Here is a 20,977-nt window from a genome sequence, read left to right as displayed (position 1 = left end):
GGGCGGACATGCAATAGCCCACGCCCTTGTTGTCGGAAGCCATGGCCTTGAGCTGCTCGGCGCTCATGTCGGAGGGCTTGTAGAACGAGGCGCAGCCGGTGAGAGCCATGGCGGCGAGGATGGTGAGAGTCTTCATGGTTACTCCAATGCTTCAAGCATCAGTTGGGAAAGCATGTAGCAGAAGGCCTCTCCGCCCGAGTCGCGCGGGTCCATCCCGCAGCGCTCGAAGACATGGAAGAGGACGTGGCTAAGTTCGTGGGCCAGGACGCCAGGCGACGAATGCCAGACCAGATAAGTCCAAAGCCCATCAGCGCCCTCGCCGCCAACAAAGCGGCCAGCGCGACCCTCGGAGGACAGGGGCACATCGCGCGAGCCAAATACGCGCTTGTGCGCCCGCTGGTAGCCGGCCTCATCGGTGCAGACGTAGAGGTTGCCGTGATAGGGGCGGAGGCTGAGCTTCTTCATCGGCCCAGCCTGAGGATGCGCATCGTCAGCCGATAGGCGTTCGTGAAGCCGCGCCAGAAAGCGGCCCACATCGTTTCGCGGTGCATCAGTTGTCCTCGGCAGCAAAGTCGAGATTGCCGGCAACCCTGTTGACCCACCCGCGCCCGAAGGCATCGAAGGTCGAGAGCTTGGTGTAGAAGCGAAGGCGCTCGCCGTTGAAGCGCAGCACCAGGTCATGAGGGTCCGCGCGCGTCACGGCGGCGATGGTGATGGGGCCGACAACCCCGTCATCGGCCACCTTGGCGGCGCGCTGCATCCAGCGGACGGCGTTGCCGATGCCGTGATTCACAGCAGCGTCTAGCGCCTGGAAAGCGAATTGGCGGGGCAGCTTGTCGCACTGGGCGCGGTCCCAGAAGTCATGCTTGTATATTGCTTTGCAATCTTCTAAAGTGAGGGCCTTGATGTCGAGGTGTGGATATGCGCGTTTGCTAATCCCATAGCGGGTCTCGCCCCCTGGATCTCGCGGGTCGCAGACATACCCGCCCTCATTGATAAGCAAGCGCTTAAAGGCTTCGCCAAACAAGTCCATGGGAATTCCTCACGACATTTCTGGAGAGCGCTTCGGCAGGCTTGTAGCCGTGGCCTGCGAGCGGCGCGATCTGCAGCACAGCTACTGGCGCTGTCAATGTGACTGCGGGCGGTCGCAAACCACGACGCTCAATGCGCTGCGGCGGGGGCTGGTCGTTAGCTGTGGATGCTTCAGGCGCGAGTTTTCGAAAGCGAAGGCGACGCGACATGGCGCCACAGAGACGACCGAATACCGCATTTGGTCGGCCATGAAGCGGAGATGCAGCAACCCGAACGTGCCAGAGTGGAAGAACTATGGCGGCCGAGGTATTTCTGTCTGCGAACAGTGGCAGACGTTCGAAAACTTCATGGCAGACATGGGGCCGCGCCCATCCGGGCTGACGCTGGAGCGGCGCGACACGAACGGCGGCTATTGCCCCGAGAATTGCTATTGGGCAACCCGCGTCGAGCAAGCGAACAACACTCGCGCGAATCGCATGGTCACTGTCGATGGTGCATCCATGACATTTGCGCAGGCGTGCTCTCATTACGGCGTTCCGGTGACGACCTCCGCCACGCGTGCTATCCGCGGATGGCCCGAAAACCTTTGGTTCGCTCCCAAGGGGACCAGACGCCCGAAGCTGTAGCCTCACGGCTTCGGCCCGTTGACCTGGTGGAACAACACCCACAGCGCGCTTACCGCAGCAGCCACGCCGGCTACCCACTTCGCAGCCGTGCCCAGCCAGCCAAGCACCTTGAAGCCGCCACGCACCGCCTGGAACAGCTCCAGGATCTCGCGCGCATCACGGTTGCCCTCAAGCGTTGCTCGGGTGTTCTCGCTCACAGCCTTCTCAATGGTCGAGACGCGGTTCTCGATGCCCTCAAGGCGCCCGTTGATGCTGTCGATGGGGTCGATGGGGTCGCTCATGGGTCAGAAGCGCTTGATGAAGCCGATGTAGTTCGGGCCAACGACCCAGGAGGTTCCGTAGGCGCCAGCCACGCCGCCTGCTACCGTGGCAGCGAGGTCTTGGAGCGAACAGGTGTGGTTCGGGCTCTTGCGGTCAGCCATCTCATTGATCACGCCGATGGCGACAGCGGCCAAGATGGCGTCACGTTTGGAACCGGTGGCCAGCACGACGGCAGACGAGACGGCAGCACCAGCGCCGACGTGCTTGATCTTGTCGGGGCCCGTCCACTGATCGTGAGCAGTGCAAGGGCCAGCCAGGGCGGGGCCTGCCGCCATGAGGGCAGCAAAGAGGATCGGACGCATACGGGCTCCAGAAAGAGAAAACCCGCCAGGGCGTAAGCCGAGGCGGGTACATTGCGGGGATGGACGAGAGCTTGTGGTTACGCTTTTTCGGTCAGGGCGTTGTGGGCTTCTTCAGCGTGCTGATGTGGGCTACCGTGCCGGTGGCCATCCTTTGGGTCATCCAGCGAGTCGCCCCACGGCATGAATGGATGTTCCGCATGCCGGTCACCAAGGTCATCGCGTCCCTAGTAGCCCGCCGACGACAGGCGCGCCGAGAGGCAAAGATGCTTGCTGCATCAGGCCTTCAGCGGTTGGACCGAGATTGAGTAGGCCGTTGGCCATGTAGCGCTGCACCGGCCGCGACATATACGCAGCCTGTAGCGCCTTGTTCCCTGCCATCAGCGGCGCGCCCGTGATGGGGTTGCCATAGAGCATCTGGTTGATGTTCACGCCGCTATTCGGGTTCTGTGCACCCTTCACGGCCTCACCAATGCGGGCGATGTCCGCCAGCTCGCCGGATGCCTGCCCTGTGCGTAGCAGGTCCCCTTTGCCGCGCATCGCGGACGCCACCCGAGCGGGGCTGACGTTTCCAGCCTCCGCCACATTGGACTTGGTCAGCGTTTTGTACGCCGCCCACTGTTTGCGCGTCAGGTCCCACGCCTCTTGATCAGCCTGTGACAGGCTCGACTTCGCGGCGTCATCCAGGGCGGCGCGGACAGCCTTGTATGCCTGGCCGACAGTTGCGTCACCGGCCTTGAATGCCGCGTCAGCCTCGTTGGTGAGTTGAGTGCGGATTTCCTTGTACGCCTTGCCGCTGAGGTTGCCCTGCTGGGCCAGGTCTAGCGACTTGTTGATGAGTGAATCAACAGACTTGGACTTGAAAGCGCCGCGTGCCATGTTGTCAGCATCGATAGTCGCCAGGGTCTGGAGGAAGTCGTTTCCCAACTGCGGAGCCGTGACGCCTTGCAGCCGGCCGAACTCGGCGCCGATGCCCTTGCGCGCCGCGTCAAACGTTCCTTCCGACAGGTCACCGGCCGTCTGGCCCATTGAGCGGGCAGCTGCGGTATCGAGTGCGGTTTGTTGAGTCGCCTTGCCAGCAGCCATCGCCCCGGACGACCCGGGCGCGCGCGAAAGATAGTTCTCCAGGTTCACCAGCGCAGGGTTCTGCGTCTGCTGGCCGGCCGTGAGTTTGAGGCCTAGGCGCTGAGCGGCGGCTTGAGCCGTATCAGAGATGGCGGCGCGGCCAGTAGGGCTCAGGGCCTTCGTGAGGCCCATGCCAATGCCTGCGCCAGCAAGGCCGCCAGCAGCGCCAACGCCAGCAGCCTTGGCGCGCTCCTCGGCTGAGCCGTAGGAAAGAGCGCCCGGCAGCGCGCCACCAACAGCGGCGCGGCCGAGCTTTGCAAGCACGCCAACACCACCACCCATAGGAATGGCCAGCGAAGGCAACGCTTCGCCGACGCCAGTAGCAATAGGGTGGGCCTCCTGAAGTGGCTTGTATGCCGCATCGTCAATCCCCGCCGCTTGGCGCAACTGGTCGGCCTTCACGTCCCATTGGTTCTTCCCGCCCGTGACAAGCGATGTCGTGTCGGGACCGGATAGGGCCGAGCGGGCGCCGTAGTAGAGCTGCTCGACGCCCTTCATGACCCGGTCGCCAGTGCGCCCCATGGCGATGATCCCGGCCTGGACTGGGCCAGTCTCCTCGGCAAGACTGGGCCTCTTCGGGGCAAGGCCCTGAATCGCCTTGACGATAGAGGCGTCGTCCATGCCGTCGGGAAACTCCACCCGGCCGTGGCCTGGGACTTCGATGATCTGCGCCATTACTCGATCGTCCCGGTTGCGGGGTTGTAGCGACGGACGCCCCCGACGCCCTTCGGGGCGGAGTAGGCGGCCGGCTCATCCACCTGGTAGAACGGCATGACGGGAGCGGCGTCAGGCATGTTCTTCAGGCGATCAACGTTGGACCGATGGGCGGCGATCTTGTAGCGCGCCGAGCGCTCCATCACGTCCGCCAACTGGCGGATCTCTGGGGCAGTCAACCCGTCGATATCGCCAGCTGCGGCGCGCTTGATRAGGCCGCGCTCCGACTCGGTGATCTGGCCCTGACCCTTCATCTGCGCCGACGCGTCAAGCTCGGCCTGAGCCATCGACTGGATGGCCTGTCGGGTCTTGCCGAGGGTTTCGGCGGAGTCCTTCCCGCCAATCCCAAGCACCTGGCCAAGCTGAAGACCGGCCACCCGGAACGTGGCGCCCGGGCCGGAAATGACCTTGCCGGAATCGACCGCCTCCTTGAGCGTATGGGCTGTGCGAATGCTGGCCTGCGCCGCCTTGGCGTTCTCCAGGCCGGCGTCCAGCTGTTTCCCCAAACCTTCGGCGACAGTGTTCAGCAGCGGCTTGGCGGTGTTGACGTTGAGATTCGTCGCGCCGGCCCGCTTCATCGCGGCCTGCCAATCGGTGAAGTTGCGCTTCTCCCCCTGCTGGACGGCTAGGTTGTATTCCTTGATGGCGCTCGGGGCGTCGTCCTTCGGGTTGCTGGCCAGCGGCTTGAGCGTGGTCGGATCAATCAGCGCCTCGCCCGCCCCGAGCTTGATGGGGGTCGAGTCCTTGCGCAACGATGCCTGCAAGGCAAGCGCCTGATGCGGGTCGAACTTGTACAGGGCTTGCGCGTAACCGGCTAGGTCGAAAGGGCCCTGTTGCATGCGCTGTTCGCCCGGCTGACCGACATCGCGGTTGTCCATCGTCTCTGGCTTTGCGGCGCGGCCCATGAACTGCTCCGGCAAGGCTTCCATTGAGTTCTGCCGCTGCATGGCGCGCTGTGCCTGCTGGATCTGCATCTGCTGGTGCTGCATTTGAAGCGCCTGCATTTCCTGGCGCGCCTTGTCCTGCTTCGCCTGCTGCATTGCCTGCTGATAGCCCAGGAGGCCGCCAGCCAAGCCCTGCATGCCACGAGGCGCGGAGAGCAGGCCCTGCGCAAGCTGCATCGTTGCCGTGGTGCGCGGATCGTCCATGGACCCGCCGAGCAAACCGTCGAGAAGACCCATTTCAGCCCCCGCTAATGATTTTGTAGAGCTGGGCCAGCGTCAGCGCGCCACCCGCAGCGCTGCCGAAGGTGGACGGCCCAGGCTGCGAGTTCGTGCCGCCTTGCACACCGATGCTGGTGCCGATGTTGGAGAGCTGCCCCAGGTTCTGGAGCGGAATCTGCTGCTGCTGATTCGCCAGATTCACACCCTGGTTGTTCCAGTTCTGCATGGCGCCGAGGCCGCTCAGTTGGGCGTTGTAGCCGGCGAGCTGATTGTTGAAGTTGTTTTGGTCGCCCTGTTGCTGGAGTTGGCCGTACCCCAGGCCGCGCGAGGTCTCGGCGCTGTACTGGCCCAAGCCCAGCTGACCGAGGCCGAGGTTGTAGTTGTTGCTCGCCTGCTGCTGCCCCAGGCCAAGATTGCCAAGACCCAGGCCATAGCTCTGGTCTGCCTGCTTGTTGCCGAGCGCTAGATTGCCCTGTCCGAGGCTGTACTGATTCCCGGCTTGGGTGTAGCCCAGGCCGAGATTGCCGAACCCAAGGTCTCGTTGGGTCTGGTTGCTTTGGCCTGCCATGCGCTCCTGCGCGGCCAGAGACTGCGACTGCATGTCGCGCTGCGTCTGGAGTTGCTGGTCCTGGCCGTAGGCGTTGCCATACAGGCCGGCCAGGCTGTTGGCGATGCCCTGGTTGGTCTGGCCGATGGCGAGACCTTGCGCCACGCCGTGGCGTGACCCGCCGAAACCTCCCGCCGCAATCGCCCCCGAGTTGATGCTCGGGAGCTGGTAGTTCATCAGGTTGTTGTTGGCCTGATTCGTGATCGCATCGGCCTGCTGACTGAGATAGGGGTTGCCTGCCATTCGGGGCTCCAAAAGCAAAAAGCCCGCACGCGGCGGGCTGGAGATGCGAGAAAGAGAGGTCAGCCGATGAGGCCGCGCCCTCGCGCCATGAGCGCCTTCAGGCGGTCGTCGTTACCGAGCAAGCCGCCAGGGCCGCCCGCTTGTGCTGTGGCCTGCTGCGGCTGCCGACCAAGCAGGCCACCCGACGCTTGGCCGCCGAACAGCGATTCGTAGCTCGGCGTAGTGCTCTGGCGCTGCATGGCTTGTTGGCCCCAGTTCAGGAGACCCGGCATTGCGCCGCGCGCTTGGTCGAGGCCGCTGTATGCCTGCTGGTATTGCTGCGTTTGCTGAGGCGTGAACGGATTCGCGGCCAGGTTGGCGCGCTGCGTCTCCGCGTCGGCAAGGATGTTCTTGAGATACGGCTGCGCAGCTGACCACGGGTCGCGGCTGGAGGTTTCGGTGCCGCCACCGCTTGCTGCACCCAGGCCGGCGCCGATGAGGCCGGCGAGGTTCTGGCCGCCGCCAACGAGATCGGAGACGCCTTTGGCGCCATCGAGCAGCGAACTGCCGCCCTTGATGATGGATTCGCCAATCCCGGAGTTCGCCGCAAGGTCCGCGATCCCCTTGGAACCGGTGCTGTTCAGCAGGCCGTCGTAGACAGAGGTCTGTGCACCGCTCATGCCTGGGCCATAGCCCTCGCTGCCGTAGATCGCAGCCCTGTCAGCCGAGGACATGCCGCCAGACCCACCAATGCCGCTTGTGGCGCCTGCACCGACAGCACCCGGGATGCCCTGCGACAACCCAGCCAGCTCCGAAGCGCCCACGCTCGGCGTGATGCCGCCAGACAGGCCAAGAGCCTCAGGAGACCACGCAGAGCCGAGCGATGTGACGCCAGACCCGCCGCCGCCAAGCGTGGCGACTCCGCCAGCTGCGCCAAGGCCGCCCGCCGCCTCCACCGCGCCAGGAAGCGCTGAGGTCAGGCTCGCCAGTTCGGCGGCTGAGAGCCCGCCGCCAGTGGCGCCAGTCAGGCCGAGCCCAGCAGGAGACCAGCCGGCGCCCAGGGCTGTAACGCCTTCAGGGGCCGCCAGGCCGGCCCCTACGCTACCGGCCTCGCCAAGCCCAGCACCAGCAGCGCCGCCCGCAGCGCCGCCAGCCATGGCATAGCCGCCGCCGAAGAGGGCCGCGGCTGTCAGCGCGACTTGGCCCGGCGTAATCATCCCGCCGTTCTCCCAGGTATTGGAATAAATGGGGTCCGAGGCGCCGTTCTGCGTCAGGGTCTGGTTGAGTTGCCCGCCCCAGTTCGTGCCGTCCGACTGGCTGGTATTGAGCGTGTACTGAGAGAGATCCGCGCCTTGCGGGAGGTTGTAGCCCTGCGAGTTGACGTTGCGCCAGTCGTCATACCCCATCGCTGGGCCGGCGCCATCCTGCGCGCGCTGGAGAGCGTCCGCGAGGTAGTTCCGATACGCCTCCTGATTGAGCATGTCGGCCAGGGTCGTGCTGCCGCGTTGGTTCCAGTCTTGTGCCATGTCCTATCCCAATTTGTGCCAAGCGGCTGCGTAGTACGTGTAGACGCCTTGCCCTGCGCCGGGGTTCCAGGTCGTGCCGTCTGCGAGGACGGTCAGGCCCTCGCGCGGCTTCTTCGGCGCGGCATAGAGCGTGTTTGACACGCTGCCGTTCTCAAGCTGGCTGACGTACTCCTGCACCTTGCGCAGCTCGTTCACCAGCCACTGCGGGGCGTCTGCGGGGATGTTTCCGAGCGTGTAGGCCATCACCACTTCCCAGTGGACTGAATTTCAAAGTCCATGGACTTGACCGACCATGGCTGGGTGCTGGTGGATGAGATTCGATAGGCCAGGAACCGGCCCTGAGCGAAGCTGAACGCCTTCACGTCCGTGCCGACCGTGTAGGTGACTGCGTCAGACCATGTGGGCGCCACTTCGGCGCTCATCGAGGCGCCAAACTGGATCGTCAGCACGGTCCCAGCGGGGGCGCTGACGCGAGGCGTGATGGACTTGAGCAGCTTGACCGTGTCGGGGTCGCCGAACGCCATCCCCGTCCGCTCCAGCATGGCGGACACCGCCGTGCCAGCGAACGTGCCGCCCGAATCCGCGAGATACAGCGCTGAGGCCGCGCTCGCCATGATGAGTCGCGAGTCGTTGGGCGTGAAATCGTTGCTGTCCGTGGCCCCGACCAGGTCGTCGGTGTTGCCAGAGAGAGCGTCAGTCGAGAGACCTGCCGGGTAGGTCAGCAACCCGCACGCGGCGGCTGTCACGTTGGGGGCGTCGCGAATGCCCCAGGTGTTGTCGATCCAGTTCCAGACGAAGACCTTGTCGCAGACCGACGACCCGACTTGCGGGTAATAGATCCAGGCCTCGTTTTTGGTCGGGTAAGCGACGGCGAAGGAGCGAGAGCCGTAGGTCGAATCCAGCTGAGTCGAGAAGAACCAGTTTTTGTCCCGCCCCACCACCAGAGACTGTGGCTCGCCGAACCCATCAACGAGGACGATGTCGCCGTTGGCCAGGACGACATGACCCTTGGGCGTGGAGGCCGCGCAGTTGGCGGCCAGCATGCCGTAGTTGCCCGGGATCCGCTTGAAGCTGAAGATCTGCTGCCCACCGATGTACTCCATGCGGTACGCGGATTGCTCTTTGTAGATCACGAAGATCTCGCCGAGCGGCAGGCCGTCAACCAGCTTGTCCGGCGTCTCGCCTAGAGGCACATCGCCAGCATCCGTCGTTGCGGACGCCGGATCATAGGTGCTCGGCGGCGTGCCGGGATCTGCGGCGGCAGACCATCCAACGGTGTGCGGATAGGTAACGCTGCTCTTGGTCGGGTAGCCGTAGACGAGGTAATTCTTGAACGGGCGGATGAACTTAACCCGCCAGTTCGCATCCCAGGCCGTCAGCGTGGCCAGGTTGTTGGCTGTGTTGCCGTCCCAGTACTTCGGCGGGTCTATCTCGTTGTTCTGGATGTACAAGCCGCTCAGCGAGCCGCCAGTGATCTTGTTGTCCACGCCACCCGTCAGCGAGGTGCCGGTGATGTCCGTGCGGGTTGTGCCGTCGTCGGCGAACGTGCTTGCGAGGCCGCTGTGAATCCAGAACCGGGCCGTGGCCGAGCCGAACGTCGCGAGCGAGTACGGGACGACAGAGGTCGCGTMGAAGATCGCCCGATGTCCCGTGAAGCGCACGGCCGAGCCATCGCGGAATCGCATGTTGGACACGCCGCTGAAGGCGTTGTCAGGGATCTCCTGGGCGGGCTGATCCGCCACCAGACCGTATTGGCCCAGCGCTGGAATCGTGGCGATTGGCATCAGCGCTTGTGCAGGACGTAGCCAATGGCCACTTTGTCTGTCTCGCTGACACTGGAGGCGATTTGAATCAGCAGAGAGGCGTTGAACCTCAATGGCAGACCAGCCTGCACGGGGAAGCTAGCGGTGGCGATTTCGCCCACCACGACAATTCCCGCGCCGACTGTCGTGGTAGCCGCTGAAGTGGCATCAAATACCGACGTACCGTCCACCGTCACTTTGAGGCGCACCGTGCGGCTTGTGGCGTCCTTCGTGTAGGCGGTGAGAAACGGGATCTCCCCCGAGCCGGTCACGCTCAGGATAGTTGCCAAGGCGTTGGCCGTCAGCGCCCCGGACAAGACTTCCTTGCCCATGTTGGAGTTGACAGACGCCGCGACTGGGTTTGCAGACGCAACCCCGCCGCCTGAATATGCGTTGGTGATTGACGTGGTGGCCGCGCCGCCCGCGAATTGGTTGAACGTGCTCACTAGATCAGCCTCCAGCCGAGAGATGCGTTGACGTATCGAAGAACGAACGCCGCGTTGAGGTTGTCAACGGTCATGTCCTCAGCCAAGCCCATGATTGGCTGGCCATTGCGCGCAACCACGTTGTCTGAGCGGCTGTTGCCGACGATGAAGCCGCAGCGGCTCCCAACAGATGGGGCGACCGGCAGGGTCCAGGTAACCGCGCCCGCAAAAGTGGCGCAGTCCTGTTGGCCCGCGACCAGCGTCACGGCGGCAGCGTTGCTCACGGACAGCGCCAGCGCATCAGTGGACGGTGCGACAGTGGCTAGGCCGGCTTGCAGGGCCGCCATCGTGGCGATCTGCGTGGTGTTCGTGCCGACTGCCGCCGTGGGGGCTGCGGGCAGGCCGGTGAAAGTCGGCGAGGCAATGGGAGACTTGGCGTCGAGCTGCGTCTGCACGAGGGACGTAACGCCCACCATGTAGTTCAACTCGGTATGAGAGGCCGTCATCGGCCCGCCGATGTTGGGTAGGTCCGTCTTGATGACCGTCTTGACGTGCCGAATGTTGTTGTCCAGCTCGGCAGCCGGGTCGGAGCCGGCTGGCTTGGCCGTATCGAACCCGGCAATGGTGGTGGCGCTGTCTACTGCCATGGCTTAGACCACTTCATAGATGTTCACGCGGCCAACGTGCATCTCTGCAGCGGTAGCGGCGCCCGAGGTCTGGAAGAACGCCACCACTTCAAACGCGGTGATGCTGACGGCGTTCGCCGGGACTCGGATCAGGGGCGTGACGAACGTGCCGTTGAAGTCCTCTTGCTCGAATACGTTGCTGGTCGTGCCGGTGCCACAGACCACCGAGTACGTCACACCATCCACCGTCATGTTGATGGTCAGGTTTGCGCGCTTCGTCGTGCTCGGCAGGCTGACGAATCGGATGTTCGCCACGGCGTAGAAGTAGCGGCCAGCGCCAACGCGTGCCGTCAGGCCGTTCTGACGCAACTGCATGCTGTCGTTGTTCGCGGTCATCGTGCCGACGAACTTGGAGTTGCTCCCGAGCGCGTCGCCGTCCGCAGCGACTGTGCGCGCCTCAAGGGTCGCCGCGAGGGTCGCGCCACCGCCAGCGCCCTCATACCGCCACGATGCGGCAAGAGCGGCCGCGGTGCCCGTCATGGGTGCCGTTACCGTGCCGCCAGCGCCGACCTGGAACAGCGGGTTGGAGAGCTTCGAGAGCGTGCCAGTGAAGTCGAACGAGTCTGACGGGAACGACGGCAGCAACGACAGCGGCGGGACAACAGTGCTCAGGACGCGGTTCAGCTCCTTGCCCATGCGGTAGGCACCGCGGGGGGACTGGTGAACATCGGAGTCTTCGAAGCATGTCGTGAGCGAGGCGCCGTCAGTTGCGTCCGTGTCCGACATGGCTGAGGCGAAGTCGGCCAGCAGCATTCCAGGCGTGTTCTGCGCATAGGTACTGATCAGCCGGTTGAACTTCATCAGCGCGGCAACCTTGGCGGCGGTCAGGTTCGAGGCGCCAGTGGCGTAGGTGTGCTCGGTGCAGGCCAGCACACGGATTCCCGCGGCGCGCAAATCACCGACGTTCAGTAGCCACTCGGCATACATCGTGTCGGCGCTATCGCCTGCGCGAGCGTTGTTGGTGCCTCCGAGCAGCACGCAAAACGCGGGGCGCTGGTCGATCACGTCGCGCTGTATCCGCGCCCGCATGTCGCGCAGCTTTTCGCCCGTGTTGCCGGCATTGCGGAGGTGCCTATACCGGCCTCCACCCAGGATGTTTGCCCAGTTGAATATGCCGTTGTTGCCGAGCTGGTAGGGGTCGCGGAACTCGGCAGTTCCAGCCGGGGCCGCGCTTGTGATGGGGACCGGCGTGCGGTAGGTGAACACGCTGCTGCTAACCACCGACTCGACGACGGAAACGCAGTTGTAGGCCTGGTCGGCCGCGTTGCAAATCTTGATGGTGTCGCCGGCAAACTTCTTGTGGTTCGCGAGCGTGCAAGTCGCCAGCGTGTCGCCAACCGTGCCGGTAACCACGGGGGTTCCGGCGTTGACGGTCCAGTCGCGGGCGAAGCGCGAATCCCCCAGCGTCACAACGGTGTTCCCTGCGCCAGCGCCGCCGCCAGAAACAGCCTCTAGAGCGGCGTCTCCGTAGTTGATCGAGTAGTTGCAAACCCCGCTTGTCACGGCGATCTGAACAGTCATCGGCGCGCCGAAAGGGCCAAAGCGCTTGTTGTCCAGCTTGTCGGCGTGACTCGGCTGCACGTTCGGGGCAGCTGAGGTGAACGTAATCGTTCCCTTTCCGCCATTGATAAGAACGGAGTCGAACGCACGCAGACTGAACGAGGCTGGCCCCGTCGCAGAGGTCACGGATGCCATTTATTCACCTGCAAAAATGTTGGAACGACCGCGCTGCATGGCGGCATCGACGCGCAGGGGCGCGACGGACTTGGAGCGGTTGTCGGCAGCCTTCACGGCGCGGATCGCGTCCTCAAACTTGCTGCCCCAAATGGCCATGGCCTCGGTGTCCTTGGCCCAGATTGCGTACTCGACCATTGCCCCCGCGAGGTACAGGTCGGGCCGGCGCGTCAGGAGCGCGTTCGTGGTGTTGGTGACGCTGAGATTCGACTTCGCGACGTAGCGGAAGGGGCAGCTGTAAACGGCGTCTGCTGGGTTGTCGAAAAGGATCGAATCCCCATCGATGGCCCAGTAACGCGGGATCGTGTTGACGGGCGTGCCCGCGAAGTCCTGCGGGCTCGCGGCGGTCAGCGGCGTGCGCGCGTTGCTGATCACGATCCACATCGCAATCGGGCTCACGTAGTTCGATGGCAACGTGACGGAATCACTGCCGATGGCCGTCGAAAGCGTGGCCTCGGTCTCCTGATCCTTCAGGAGCAGCGAGTCATTCAGCTTGGCCTCGCACTGCGACACGAAGTCGGGCGCGATGGTGGTCAGGTCAGAACGATGCGCCCAGGAGGCAACCGCCGAGAGCAACTCGGCATAGGTCGTGATGGCCACGGTTTAGGCCTTGGGCGGGCGTCCGCGACGCTTGGGCTCGACGGCCTCAGGCCCGACGACGGACGCGGGTTCATCGACCTTCGGCGGGACTTCAGGAGTCCATCCCAGCGCGGTCAGGCGCTTGAAATCTCCCGAGTCCACGGCGTACATGAAGCCGTGTTCGGGGTGTTGCATGCGTGTGGGCATTTGGCCTCCGAAGAGGGCCAGCCGAAGCCGGCCCCGTGGCTTTACGAAGTGGCGGCCGGCGTGGCGATGGTGCCCGAGCCCACGACGGTGCCGGTGATGGCCCAGACGGTGGACGAGATGGCCTCAACGCGGATGCGCGTGCCAATGATGGCGCCCGTGGTGGTGCCGTTCATCGTGCAAGCGACGTGGGTCGTGCCGTTGAACGCGAATCCAGCGGGCGAGGCCGTGGCGGTCGTGTACGCGAGCACTTCGCCAAGCATGAACGTGGTTGCAGCGTCGGTGATGATCTTGGCGTTCGACGAAGTGACCGTGACGGTGCACAGGAAGTCGTAAAACGCACCGACCACCGGAGGCGGCAGGGTCACGGTGAAGCCGGCAGCAGCATCAAGGAGCACCAGCGAGCCGGACTCCTTGATGGTGAGCGTGCGGGCGGCCTGGAGTGCGATCTGCTGGCGAGCCCGAGCGCGATGCATCGACAGCCCCGAAGGGCCGTAGCTGACTTGCTCGAAGTTCTGGAGCGTGTTGGAAGCGAATGCCATGGTGTCGGCTCCTTAGTTGTTGATGCGGCAGGCCCAGGCCGGGCGCAGCGTCTTGAAGCCGTACAACATGTCGATACGCATCAGCAGTTCGTCGTTGCGGATGTCCGAGGCCATCCACACGCGAACCGACAGACCGTCGAGCGTCTTGCGCACGCACTTGGCGGCGTCGTCCATCAGCGGCAGGTCAGCCGAGACGAACGTGAACGCGTCTTGGTGATACATCAGGTTCGAGCGGTAGCTCGTCGATGCAGCACCGTAGAAGGTCAGCGTCTGGCTGTTGAAGTCGGTTGTCAGCAGCGTCCCGGAGGTGCTGGAAACCACGTTCTTCTTCGGGCCGGTCAGCACGATCGCCGGGGAGACGGTCGTGGTGCTGGCGCCGATGGCCGTGATGGTGAACTGCTGGAGGACGCCGTAGCTCTGTTTCGTCTCCGGGTGGCAGGCGTAGACACCAGCGATGGTGAAGACCTGGCCCACGACCTGAGCGGAGACGGCCACCGTGGTGTGCATGTCCACTGTGTTGCCGCCATCTGTCACCAGCGCGGCGGCATCGGTTGTGCCGGTGATGTCGGAGCCGTTGGTCAGCGACCAGGTGCGCTCGTTCTCGTAGAAGTCAGCCATCGCCGAGCGGCCGTAGTAACCCTCGGTGAAGGCCTTCTTGATCTGGCTCTCGGGAGCGAACAACGCCTTATTGCCGTTCACGATGGAGGCCATGGTCACGCTGTCAAGCTGGAGCGCGCGGTTCATGTCCTTCGGGGCCAGACCCTGATTCAGCTTCGCGCGAGCGTTGCCGAGGGCTGTGATGTCGCCGGACGCGCCAACCACCGTGCCGGCCGTGCCAACGAAGTTGTAGGTGTCCTTCGTGGCCTGCACCAGACAGTCGCCGTCAATGCCGGAGATCATCACGGACATGGCCGGCTCGATGTAGCGCTTGGAGAATGCGTCCACCGCCGAGGGGTTGTCCACTTCGAGGGTCAGCTCAGCCGAGTTGAACCGCATATCCACGCCGTCCTGGGTGGCGACGGTGATGGTCTGCGTGCTCTCGTTCTGGTCTTGAACGTCCATGACACGCGAGCCTTGACGGCGCGTGTACTGGTTGGGATCGCGCACACGCAGGGATGCGCCGATCTTTGCCCCGGTCTTGGCGAACGAGTCGTCGTAGTCCCGGTTGATGGTGGAGATGAAGGTTGCCTTCTCGTGCGCAATGCGCAGAGCTTCCTTGGCAACCATGTCGATTACCTTGTTGGTATTGGCCATGATTTCCTCAGCGCCTCTCGGCGTTAGAAGTGCCCAAAGCGGGCGTTAGCGGTGTTTGGCGATGTAGTCGCGGCGCGCCTTGGCGTACTCCGCGTCTGTCATCTGGCTCAACTTGCGTTGCACGGTCGCGCCAGCCCCACTCACCCGCGCCACCGGTGCCGGAGGCGTTGCCGGGGGAGTCGTCGGCTTGCGTTGTGCGATGAGCTGGTCATAGAGATAGGCCTTGTGCAGCAGCTTCACGGCTCGGGGGTCGGTGATAGACCGCACCTCTTCGTCGCTGTAGCCGTTGGTCTTGGCCGTTGCAGTCAACTTGCTCTGCAACTCGGGCGACCAGCCCTTGATGTCACGCGCCACCGCCGCCGCTGCCTCTTGGAGTCGCTTGGCACTGGTGTGCTGCTCCTCCATAGCCGCCTGCTGCTGCTTTTGCGTCAGGTTCTGGATCAGTTGGTTTTTCGTTCCCTGCAATTGCTGKAACTCGAACCACAGCTTCTGCGCCTGCGCAGGGTCTTGGTCGGACAGGGCCTGCCAGTCGGCTTTCGCGAACTGGGCCAGGCGGTTGTCAACCGCGACGATCTGCGCGACTTCACCCAGGTAGGCCCGGGTCAGTTGCTGGTGTTGCGCTCGTTCGGTCTCAAATGCCTTGCGTTGCTCGGCGACTTCCTGCGTCTTGCGGGTGTAGTCGGCTTGCATCAGGCGTTCGGCCTTGAGCTTTTCGATCAGGTCTTTCTTGCCCCTGACCTTCACCCCCTCAAGCTCCTCCTCAAGCTCGTCCTCTTCGGTTGTCTGCGCTTGCAGATCCTCGGAGCCTTCGCCGGAGTCGTCGTCCTGTGTCTCCGGGATGTCTTGCGACTCCGGGACTGGGGCGTCTACTACTACGGAATCCTGGGTGTCAGGTTGTTCCATTTACCACTTTCTGGCCGGGCGCATCACTGCGTTGCGGCTTGGGGCAATGACTAGGCGGAATGCCTATTGAGGTGCCCCGATCCCCTCAATTCCTTGTTGAGCAGGCAAAGAAAAACCGCCCTGAGGCGGCTGGTCTTGTGCGGCTTCTGCGCCTGGTGGCGCTTGCTGGCTGATCAGGTCGGCCTCTGCCTGCCTGGCCGTGTCAACGGCCTGCAACTTCTGGTCGCCGATGACCTTCATGCGGTCGGTCCAGGCCTGGAATGCTTCGATGCGCAGCTTCGCGGCATCGATGGCCTTGTCGGCCTTGAGCGCGTCGAGTTCCTTCTTGAGCGTGGCCACCGCATCCTTGGCGTGAGCGTCCATCTGCTGCATTTGCTGTTGCATCTGCATGAGCTGCGGGTTCTGGCCCTGAGCAGGCGGCGGCAGCATGGCGCGCAAGCGTTCGGCCACGTCTTCGGCGCCAGGCCAATCCAGGTTCTTGGCCAGCAGGTCGCCGACAACGGGCGCCGCGTTCGGGAAGACGCGGATGAACTCCATCATCTGTTCTGCCGACTCCTGGCGCTTGCTGGTGTAACTCGGGCCGGCCTGCACGCTCACGTCGTACTTGCCTGCGGTGAGGTCGAACACCTTGACCAAGTGCGCCAGCTCGGGCGGCAGTTGTTCCGGCGCCTGCTGATAGCCCAGTTCTGGCTCGGCCATGGTCTTGCCGGGCTGCGGCTGCGCGGGTTGCGCCGGCATGGCCGGCTGGTTCACTGGCACCGAGTAGGTGGCGCCGTCTTCCTTGATGCATCGCATGATGCGTGGGGCGTTGTAGATCTTCGGGATCAGGTCCACGACCACGCGGCCGATGTGTTCAACGCAGCGGTTGCGGTTATCGATGAAGTTGAACGTGGAGACATCACCTTCACGCTGGCGGGCCATGATGGCCTTACCGCTGGTCTCGTTGCTCTGGGCGCCCATGCTGGCATCGTGCAGGCCCATGATGTTCTTCATGTCGTCGGAGGCGTTCATGGCCTCCTGCAACGCGCCGGCCGGGACGCCAGAGAACGGCTGGCGCTGCGGCGGCGGCTCGTTTGGCACCGGGTCGTATTCCAGGTGCTGGTGATTCGTCGTGTTCGCGCTGGCCCACTTGGCTTGGTCAGTCACGAACGCGCCAACAGCGCCAACCCACGGGGCTTTGGGCGCCAGCGCGACCAACTCAGTCGCCGCCGTGCGCCAATAGTTGAACATCCGCTGCGGGTCTTTGGCGAAGCGCACCAGGCTTTGGAAATAACGCTTGCCGTTGACGTTCACCTCATCGCCGTACATCGGAATGATGGGGATGTAGCGGCCGGCCCACTCGTTCGTTTCAAGCACCTCATCGCCCGTGATGATGCGCTGCGTGACCTTGTAGCTGCGGGTCGGCCGGTCACCCTTCACCGTGATCTGCTGGATGTCGCACAGATCCTTGATCTTGAGGTATTCCTCTTCGCGCATGACGGAGCCGTCCGTCAGTTGCAGGAGCTTGGCCTCCACCTCTTCGCGCGTCCACCACTCAGCGACGCGGACGGCCTTGTCAGCGAACCAGAGTGCCCGTGTTTCATCCCCCTCGGAGTCAAAGCCCGAGGCCTTGGCGCCTGGCCATTTGCGCTCGAATGCATCCTTCGAGTACATGTCGGTGACGAAGGCGCGCATCCAGTCATCGCTGGTGGCGGACTTGCTTTCGTAGTCGCCGTAGACGCTGAACGGATTCGAGACGCGTTCAATCTGGATGTCCTGATCAAACGCATCATCGTGGGTGTAGTCGGTGCGGACGATGACGTAGCCGAGCCCCATCGTGACCGCGAACTCCAGCGCCGTGTCGTAGGCGATGTCAGCACTGGACACCACCTCGATATTGCGGATCAGGTCGTTGAGGATGCGGCTCGTGTCCTTGTCCGCGCCATCGCCAACAGGCTTGGTGATGATGGCCGTGCGGGTCTGGCGCGCGTCGTTGGTGACCTGCTTGATGAATGCCGGCAGGCGATTGATGGTCAGGCAGGGCCGGCCGTCACGCTCGCGGGTGGACTTCACATCGTCTGGCCACTGCTTGCCCAGCCTGGCGAACTCCAGATCGTCAAGCGACTCTTTGCGCTGGTCGGACTCGGCATCGACGCAGCACTTGAACTCTTCCTGCGCGTCCTTGAGAAGGTCTTTGTCCATCAGCCCATCCAGGAGCGAGCGGCAGGCGCAGGAGCGGGCCGGGCCTTCTTGACCGGGCGCGCGAAGGTCAATCCTAGGGCGTCTGCCATGTCAGGTGACCGAAACCCGCGCCTCTTCATGTCTTCCTTCTTCTCCATCTTGAGAGCGTTGTTGCTGTCGTAGCTGTAGCGGATCTGTGTCAGGTCAGCCTGCATTTCGTCGCTGTCGGGGATGCTGGCCGGCTGCTTGGTGAGCCATTCCTTCACCTCGCCCCACATCTCCGCGCGCTTGTTCGTGTACTTCGCAGCGTCGAGCGGAGACTCGGAGCTGTTCACTTGCACCACTTCGCATTGCGGCCCGTCCCATTCGGGGCTGGCTCGCAGTTCGGCCACGCGGTCATAGACACCAGCGCCCAGGCCGCCCACGTCGATTGCGCACTGATCGGCCCGCGTTTCCTTGATCGCTTTGACGACCAGGCCCGCGACCTCCATCGTGCTTTTCTTGGTGTGGCTCTTGATCCAATGCACCTTGCGGCCTTGGCGGAGACAGATCGATGTCCGGTCATCGCCAAACCGCGCGGGGTCAACGCCCAGCTTCTTTTCGCCRATGCCCTCAGCGTCCGACTTGCGCGCCACGAGCACCAGCTCGGGCGAGATGTACGGATCAACGCCTGACACCTGGAACGCCTCAGCCGCAGTGGCCGGGTWTTCCTGCTTGAACAGCAGCGGGTCTTTCAGTTCGATGATCTTGGCGCGCCGCCAGGCCATCTGCTCATCGTCGAGCCCGTAGGCCTCGGCGTATGCCTCTTCTTCCTCGGTCAGCTTGAAGTCAACCGCCGGCTTCCTGTATTCAGCGGTCCAGAACCACGGGACAAAGATCGCGATGTATTCGGAGAGGCCGGACTCAGCGTCTTGCCACTCCTTGTGGAAGTAGTTCCCGACGCCGTTTGCCGTGGACTCCTTGAAAACCTCTGTGTCCGGCTCATCAGGGATYGCCTGGATGATGCCGGCCGCGTGCTGCTGGGCGTTGGGCCAGAAGCCCACCTCTGAGCCGTGGAATAGCTGCACCGTCGAGCTGCGGCCCACCGCCTTGTTGCCAGCCGTTCCGACCTTGTAGCCAGAGTCCAGCTTGTCGAAGTGCAGTTCCTTCGCGTTCGCCGCGCTGGTGCTGGGCMTGACAAGCGCCGGGCAGTTCTCGTGATACCGGTTGGCCAGCTCGAACAGGTTGTTCGTAGCCTCTTCTTCGTGCGTGAGAATGAACGCCCGCACACCCTTGGAATGCGAGACGCGCCAGTAAAAGCGGCCCTCGATGTAGGTCGAGCAACCTTGCTGCCGGCCCTTGAGGACGATGGCCCGGACCTTGCCCGTCGCCTTGCGCTGATCTTCCACGCGCTTGTGGATGTAGAGCTGCGCCTCGTTCAGTTCAAGCGGGACAATCTTGCCCGCCTTCGTGCGAATCTTCAGGCACTTCTCAGCGTAGTGCTGGAAATCGTCCTTCAGCCGCTGGCGGATCGCCCTCTCTTTGGCATCCATCAGGCCAGGTCGTCGAGTGACGCTTCATGCGTCGAGACCTTAGCGTCCATCTCTACTGACGATAGGCGCGGGTGTACGAATGGCGCTGCCGCCTTGGCCGCCTCGAACTGCATAGCCTCGCGAGCAAGCTGAATCTTCGGGTCTTCATGCGTGCAGTCGCGCCGCATCACATTCAGCATGAACTCCAGCGGCGTGATCCCCTCGCCCGCCGCCTTGTCGGCGATCTCTCGGGTGCGTGTGGTTGCTGCGCCAGACTTCCGACCAGCGCCCTTGCGCGCGCCTCCCCGGCCGTTTGAATCCTTTGATTTCGTTTGATTGTTTTCAAACATATCGACTCCCTGTCGGGTTGGTCGCGAAGAGGGTGCCCGGGCACATGCGGCCACTTGATCAAGGAACGATGGACGTTGATCCGATGCCCCGGGCGTGGAAACGAAAAGCCCGCTGGCATTGCTGCGTAGCGGGCTTGGTGTTGATCGTCGCCCCGGCCTGCCATCAGGCAACCGGGCGCGAACTCAGTGTTCGGTAGCGAGATTCTCTATCACAACGGAGCGGATTGCAATAGTGCTGATAGTAATGGGTGCAAACCCTACCCATGCGCGCCAGAATTGCCCCACGCCCTGAAGGTGTCGCTCCCTCATGTGGCGGGGCTGGATGCCGTGTTTGCGCATCAAGCCAGGCATGGTAGCCGGGCGGACATACAGCCATTGGATGGCCGTCAGCGTCATCATGGGCAGCGTGCCAAGAGCCTTGCGGACGCGCTCAACATCGTTCGCCGGCATGGTGGGCTCGGTGGGCTGGCGGTCTTCGTCATCCTGCGGGGCTCGATAGGCTCGCTCTGCTGATCCGCAACCCTGGGGGCCGCTGCCGCCCCTGGCCCATCGGCCGTAGCGCTTGAGCAGTTCGTCGGCTTCGGCCAGTTCGGCGGGAAGGTCGGCGTAGAGCTGCTGTTTGGTCATTGCTTGTCCTCGTGGTTCACGCAGCCGAAGTCGGGGCCGGTCCAGAAGTGCTCGACGCCTTCGGAATAGGGGTAGACAAGCGCATTGGGCTTATAGGTCTCGTCTCCATACGCCTCCAATATGAGATCGCTGCGGCACTCTCCCCCAAGCCCCCTCGGGCCAAGTGGCGCTTTCAAGCGTGAGCGCTCCAGCGAAGCCCAGTGCTTGCAGGTATTGCAGGTGTTCATTGCTGCCTTTCGAGTGCTCGTGTCATTGCTGCAAACTCCTTGCGAATGGCCGCCAGGCCCTCGCGGGTGTACTTGGCCGTGGGGTGCGGCCCCTCAAGCTCCTGGACTGCCGCCTCCCCGATGCGCTCGACCAGCCCAATGCGGTACTTCGCCTGATTGCCGGAAAGTTGCACGTTGCATCGATGGCACTGGAGCGCCAGGTTGGCCGGCAGGAAGCGGATCTCCGGCCGCGCGCCCTTGCTGAGGTAGTGGCCAGCTTCCCATTGCACGGTGCGCTGAGTGCCGCAGCTGATGCACGACAGCCCGCGGTCTCGGGCATGGATGTAGCGGTGCACGAC

The 20,977-nt window shown here is 63.6% G+C and carries 25 protein-coding genes; 1 reads left to right on the top strand and 24 read right to left on the bottom strand.

All coding sequences use genetic code 11. The annotated features are described in order from the left end of the window. Positions 1-138: 138 nt before the first annotated feature. Positions 139-465 carry a hypothetical protein gene (locus ACXJKR_RS06260; protein ID WP_457321649.1) on the bottom strand — a complete coding sequence of 109 codons (327 nt, stop codon included), beginning with the start codon at positions 463-465 and terminating at the stop codon, positions 139-141. An 85-nt stretch (positions 466-550) separates the two neighbouring features. Next, positions 551-1,033 carry a glycoside hydrolase family 108 protein gene (locus tag ACXJKR_RS06255; protein ID WP_457321647.1) on the bottom strand — a complete coding sequence of 161 codons (483 nt, stop codon included), beginning with the start codon at positions 1,031-1,033 and terminating at the stop codon, positions 551-553. Here ACXJKR_RS06255 and ACXJKR_RS06250 point away from each other — a divergent pair. Continuing rightward, positions 1,032-1,658 (top strand): AP2 domain-containing protein, encoded by a 627-nt coding sequence (locus ACXJKR_RS06250; protein WP_457321645.1) that lies wholly within the window; start codon positions 1,032-1,034, stop codon positions 1,656-1,658. The two genes, ACXJKR_RS06255 and ACXJKR_RS06250, sit on opposite strands and share 2 nt — an antisense overlap. Before the next feature lie 2 nt (positions 1,659-1,660). Here the strand turns inward: ACXJKR_RS06250 and ACXJKR_RS06245 are convergent, their stop codons facing one another. From ACXJKR_RS06245 to ACXJKR_RS06140, 22 genes are all read right to left on the bottom strand, one after another. Continuing rightward, positions 1,661-1,939, bottom strand: coding sequence for a hypothetical protein (locus tag ACXJKR_RS06245; protein ID WP_457321643.1), 279 nt, complete (start codon positions 1,937-1,939; stop codon positions 1,661-1,663). A gap of 3 nt (positions 1,940-1,942) precedes the next feature. Next, complete coding sequence (locus tag ACXJKR_RS06240) at positions 1,943-2,281, bottom strand: hypothetical protein (protein WP_457321641.1); 339 nt, start codon at positions 2,279-2,281, stop codon at positions 1,943-1,945. A 213-nt stretch (positions 2,282-2,494) separates the two neighbouring features. Further along, entirely contained in the window at positions 2,495-4,078 is a 1,584-nt protein-coding gene (locus tag ACXJKR_RS06235) for a hypothetical protein (RefSeq protein ID WP_457321639.1), read from the bottom strand. After that, entirely contained in the window at positions 4,078-5,298 is a 1,221-nt protein-coding gene (locus ACXJKR_RS06230) for a hypothetical protein (RefSeq protein WP_457321637.1), read from the bottom strand. The genes ACXJKR_RS06235 and ACXJKR_RS06230 overlap by 1 nt, the downstream gene beginning before the upstream one ends. A gap of 1 nt (position 5,299) precedes the next feature. Beyond that, on the bottom strand, positions 5,300-6,130 hold the full coding sequence (locus ACXJKR_RS06225; protein WP_457321635.1) for a hypothetical protein: 831 nt from the start codon (positions 6,128-6,130) through the stop codon (positions 5,300-5,302). Positions 6,131-6,189: 59 nt separating this feature from the next. Continuing rightward, positions 6,190-7,635 (bottom strand): hypothetical protein, encoded by a 1,446-nt coding sequence (locus ACXJKR_RS06220; RefSeq protein WP_457321634.1) that lies wholly within the window; start codon positions 7,633-7,635, stop codon positions 6,190-6,192. Between the two features lie 3 nt (positions 7,636-7,638). Continuing rightward, a complete protein-coding gene (locus ACXJKR_RS06215) occupies positions 7,639-7,878 on the bottom strand; it encodes a hypothetical protein (protein WP_457321632.1) in 240 nt (79 codons plus the stop codon). Then, positions 7,878-9,419: a hypothetical protein gene (locus ACXJKR_RS06210; protein WP_457321631.1), complete on the bottom strand. Its 1,542-nt coding sequence runs from the start codon at positions 9,417-9,419 to the stop codon at positions 7,878-7,880. Before ACXJKR_RS06210 ends, ACXJKR_RS06215 begins: the two co-directional genes overlap by 1 nt. After that, on the bottom strand, positions 9,419-9,883 hold the full coding sequence (locus ACXJKR_RS06205) for a hypothetical protein (RefSeq protein ID WP_457321629.1): 465 nt from the start codon (positions 9,881-9,883) through the stop codon (positions 9,419-9,421). Before ACXJKR_RS06205 ends, ACXJKR_RS06210 begins: the two co-directional genes overlap by 1 nt. Then, positions 9,883-10,509 (bottom strand): hypothetical protein, encoded by a 627-nt coding sequence (locus tag ACXJKR_RS06200; RefSeq protein WP_457321628.1) that lies wholly within the window; start codon positions 10,507-10,509, stop codon positions 9,883-9,885. Before ACXJKR_RS06200 ends, ACXJKR_RS06205 begins: the two co-directional genes overlap by 1 nt. 3 nt (positions 10,510-10,512) lie before the next feature. Further along, positions 10,513-12,243: an SGNH/GDSL hydrolase family protein gene (locus tag ACXJKR_RS06195; RefSeq protein WP_457321626.1), complete on the bottom strand. Its 1,731-nt coding sequence runs from the start codon at positions 12,241-12,243 to the stop codon at positions 10,513-10,515. Beyond that, positions 12,244-12,882: a phage adaptor protein gene (locus tag ACXJKR_RS06190; RefSeq protein ID WP_457321624.1), complete on the bottom strand. Its 639-nt coding sequence runs from the start codon at positions 12,880-12,882 to the stop codon at positions 12,244-12,246. Between the two features lie 3 nt (positions 12,883-12,885). After that, on the bottom strand, positions 12,886-13,068 hold the full coding sequence (locus ACXJKR_RS06185; protein ID WP_457321622.1) for a hypothetical protein: 183 nt from the start codon (positions 13,066-13,068) through the stop codon (positions 12,886-12,888). A gap of 41 nt (positions 13,069-13,109) precedes the next feature. Then, positions 13,110-13,607 (bottom strand): hypothetical protein, encoded by a 498-nt coding sequence (locus tag ACXJKR_RS06180; protein ID WP_457321620.1) that lies wholly within the window; start codon positions 13,605-13,607, stop codon positions 13,110-13,112. 12 nt (positions 13,608-13,619) lie between these two features. After that, on the bottom strand, positions 13,620-14,861 hold the full coding sequence (locus tag ACXJKR_RS06175; protein WP_457321618.1) for a P22 phage major capsid protein family protein: 1,242 nt from the start codon (positions 14,859-14,861) through the stop codon (positions 13,620-13,622). Between the two features lie 45 nt (positions 14,862-14,906). After that, complete coding sequence (locus tag ACXJKR_RS06170; RefSeq protein ID WP_457321616.1) at positions 14,907-15,764, bottom strand: hypothetical protein; 858 nt, start codon at positions 15,762-15,764, stop codon at positions 14,907-14,909. A 63-nt stretch (positions 15,765-15,827) separates the two neighbouring features. Next, entirely contained in the window at positions 15,828-17,945 is a 2,118-nt protein-coding gene (locus tag ACXJKR_RS06165) for a portal protein (protein WP_457321614.1), read from the bottom strand. Beyond that, positions 17,945-19,456: a hypothetical protein gene (locus ACXJKR_RS06160; RefSeq protein WP_457321613.1), complete on the bottom strand. Its 1,512-nt coding sequence runs from the start codon at positions 19,454-19,456 to the stop codon at positions 17,945-17,947. The genes ACXJKR_RS06165 and ACXJKR_RS06160 overlap by 1 nt, the downstream gene beginning before the upstream one ends. Further along, entirely contained in the window at positions 19,456-19,785 is a 330-nt protein-coding gene (locus tag ACXJKR_RS06155) for a hypothetical protein (RefSeq protein WP_457321611.1), read from the bottom strand. Before ACXJKR_RS06155 ends, ACXJKR_RS06160 begins: the two co-directional genes overlap by 1 nt. Before the next feature lie 183 nt (positions 19,786-19,968). Further along, positions 19,969-20,412 (bottom strand): hypothetical protein, encoded by a 444-nt coding sequence (locus tag ACXJKR_RS06150; protein WP_457321610.1) that lies wholly within the window; start codon positions 20,410-20,412, stop codon positions 19,969-19,971. Next, entirely contained in the window at positions 20,409-20,531 is a 123-nt protein-coding gene (locus tag ACXJKR_RS06145; protein WP_457321608.1) for a hypothetical protein, read from the bottom strand. Before ACXJKR_RS06145 ends, ACXJKR_RS06150 begins: the two co-directional genes overlap by 4 nt. 104 nt (positions 20,532-20,635) lie before the next feature. After that, the coding region (locus ACXJKR_RS06140) for a recombination protein NinG (RefSeq protein WP_457321606.1) at positions 20,636-20,977 on the bottom strand (342 nt) is incomplete at its 5' end.

Source organism: Roseateles sp. P5_E11, assembly GCF_054049355.1.
Note: the sequence above shows the minus strand (reverse complement) of the source record. Positions and strands in the feature narration are given on the sequence as shown.